General features: G+C 69.1%; 3 protein-coding genes. 2 read left to right on the top strand and 1 reads right to left on the bottom strand.

Features of this window, described 5'->3' with window-relative positions:
- The first annotated feature begins 382 nt into the window (after positions 1-382).
- Positions 383-748 (top strand): hypothetical protein, encoded by a 366-nt coding sequence (locus AB0P35_RS41860; RefSeq protein ID WP_363521800.1) that lies wholly within the window; start codon positions 383-385, stop codon positions 746-748.
- 495 nt (positions 749-1,243) lie between these two features.
- On the opposite strand, the gene AB0P35_RS41855 is transcribed toward AB0P35_RS41860, so the two are convergent.
- A complete protein-coding gene (locus AB0P35_RS41855) occupies positions 1,244-1,660 on the bottom strand; it encodes a nuclear transport factor 2 family protein (protein WP_144298847.1) in 417 nt (138 codons plus the stop codon).
- 595 nt (positions 1,661-2,255) lie between these two features.
- Between AB0P35_RS41855 and AB0P35_RS41850 the strand changes: the two genes are divergently transcribed.
- Entirely contained in the window at positions 2,256-2,462 is a 207-nt protein-coding gene (locus tag AB0P35_RS41850; protein ID WP_095877619.1) for a cold-shock protein, read from the top strand.
- Positions 2,463-2,601 lie beyond the last annotated feature (139 nt).

Genomic DNA, 2,601 nt, shown 5'->3' with positions numbered 1-2,601 from the left:
CCGGTGCCGGAGGTCCAGGACCCGCTCCGGCGCCCCGCGTCCGCATCGAGCCGCACCGCCCGTGAGCGGTGGTGCGGACAGTGCTGTCGCCTGCATCGTCGGCCCGGCCGTTCCCCCCTCTTGGCTGCCGGGCCGTCCTGCACCCCGGGACCGCCTCGGACTCGCAGCGCGCAAGATGCCCGGCCCGCCCGCGCCCCCCGGGCTGGCCGGTTGCGCACCTGGGCACCCCCGGTCCGCGCGCATGCGCGGCCGCCCTGCCGCCGGACGCGCATGCGCAAGGAGGGCGCTGCGCACGCGCAACAGCCCAGCGGGCGGGCTGCGCACGACAGCTCGTCGGGCCGGGGCCGGGCGCTGTCGCGGGGACCGGTTACTCTCCCGGGTCATGGACGATGTTTTCGACGCGCGGGGAATCAAGGCATCAGTGGGCGGCGGTGCGCAGGGGGGTGACGGCCCGTCCGAGGGGCCGGTCTGCCGGGAGTGCGGGACCGCGCTGCGCGCGACCGGTCCGGGGCCGGTGTACTGCTCGCGGTCGTGCTCGTCGAAGGCCTATCGGCGCCGCCGGACCGAGGGCCAGCAGCACGCGGTGGCGGACGCGCTCATTGCCTCGCGCGTCGAAACCGCGGACGGCCTCGACGACGGCGCCCATCCGCCGACGACGGTGGCCCGTCGGGGCGCAGCTGCCCACCGGCCGCGGGTTGTCGGTGGGCCGCGCTACTGTCCCGCGCAGCACAACCTCAGCCCGGGCTAGATCATCGCTATTCGTCCCTTTCTGCGGTCTCACTGTCGCGGGGTTCCGCCGCGAACGTGCCGTCATACAGCAGGGCATCGGTGAGCTGGAACCTCTGAGCGCGACCGTCGATGATGACTGTGATGACGCTGCCGACCGGCCTGGTGCTGTCGCGTTGGATGGGACGCCCTCCGAGGCTGGAGGTTCCACGACACGTGTCTGCGAGGATGAATTGCTGGCGCTGGCCGAGCCGCTGGAGTTGCGGAGGACCTGTTCCCCGTAGGTATCGGAGTGCCCGGCGGCACGCGCGGCCTCGCTCAAGGTCCCACCCTGCGTGGCCCAATCGACCCGCGTTCCGCATAATTCAGCGGAACACGGGTCGTAAGGAGGGCCGACGGTGAGGGAGAGCGACGTGCTCGGCAACCTTCCGCCGCCGACCGTGCCGCCGCGTCGCTGGTCAACGTATGCAGGCCGCCGAAGTTGAGCCAGAACCCGAACTCGTGAACAGCCTGGTGTTCACGCCGACCTGGCTTCGGCGGACTTCATGATCCGAAGAAGGGGCGAGATGTCCTTCTCGAACGTGAATTCGCACAGGAGTGTGGTCCACTGTCCGTCCTCGCGCCGCCAGACGAAGCTGTAGCGCGTCGGTACACCCTGCTGGACCCGGTGCACGATGATCGTTCCCTGGCTGCCGTGCTCACTCGTCGCGAGGAAGCGCACGTCGTCGATGCTCGCGCCCACCCGCTGTCCCTGGTCTCGCAGGGTGCGAAAGCGCGTCATGAACTGTTCCTTCGTCAGGATCGCGACCTGACCGGCCTCATCGATCCGGATGTTCTCGAAGTCCGGGTCGTATAGGGCGTCGAGCGCCTCCACGTCCATGGCGAGGCCGGCGTTCAGGTACTCCTGCATGCGTTCGACCAGCGACTGGTCCATGGTCGACTCCCCTTCCGTCTCCGTCTCCGTCTCGGTCAGTTCGTGCGGGCGGAGAGAACGGCCCAGACTCGTCGCCGCCCGCACTGCAGCGTTCCATCTTCGGTTGACAGATCACGTGCAGACCGCTGACAGCCGACTCTCGCGCGGAAGGCGCCTCGGATGTTCACTGCGAACGAGGTGAGCGTGATTCTTTCCGGGGCCGGCCCCGGCTGGGTTCTCGTCAACACAACCACTGGGAACCCTGGACGCGCGCCTGGTCCAGCCCACGGCGTGAACTTAGCCTGGACCTCCTGCGGGTCATCTGCCGGAACGAGATCACTCGCCGTGAGACCATCGCCTTCCAACGGCGCCTGCAGGAAGCGAAGTTCGAGCAGCTGTGAGTGCGGCGAGGTGCGCGGTCGACACCTCGTCTCCGCTACCGTCCGCGGCCTCGCCCGTGTGCCGTATGTGATCAGCATCGCAAAGGCGCCGCATCCGCCGTGGGCGGCGACCTCCACCTGGGTCGGGCGCGCCTGGCAGTTGCTGCGCGGGTGGACGGGCATCATCGAGGCGGCTGCGGATGTGGCCCGTGGAACGTTGAGAGGGATCGGCGCTGATGGCGACTGGCACTGTGAAGTGGTTCAACTCGGAGAAGGGGTTCGGCTTCATCCAGCAGGACGACGGCGGTCCGGACGTGTTCGTCCACTTTTCCGCCATCCAGACGACCGGCTTCAAGGAGCTGGCCGAGGGCACATCGGTCGAGTACGACGTCACCCAGGGCCCCAAGGGCCCCCAGGCCGAGAATGTGGTGCCGCTGCGCTGACAGCGGCTCATGAGGGATCGCCCCCGCCGCGAGCCCCGGGCCGGTCATCCGGCGGGCGCGGGGGGGTATGGCATTGTAGGGCAACCCACCTACGGGGGGGGCGGAGAGAGGAAAAAAAGCCCCGGCAAAAACAACCCCC

Source organism: Kitasatospora sp. NPDC085879 (genome assembly GCF_040686255.1).
Taxonomy (GTDB): domain Bacteria; phylum Actinomycetota; class Actinomycetes; order Streptomycetales; family Streptomycetaceae; genus Kitasatospora.
The sequence above is the reverse complement of the archived record's forward strand: the minus strand, read 5'-3'. Positions and strand labels throughout refer to the sequence as shown.

Coding starts and splice junctions, on each gene's coding strand:
- AB0P35_RS41860 (WP_363521800.1), top strand. CDS start 383: ATGGACGATGTTTTCGACGCGCGGGGAATCAAGGCATCAGTGGGCGGC.
- AB0P35_RS41855 (WP_144298847.1), bottom strand. CDS start 1,660: ATGGACCAGTCGCTGGTCGAACGCATGCAGGAGTACCTGAACGCCGGC.
- AB0P35_RS41850 (WP_095877619.1), top strand. CDS start 2,256: ATGGCGACTGGCACTGTGAAGTGGTTCAACTCGGAGAAGGGGTTCGGC.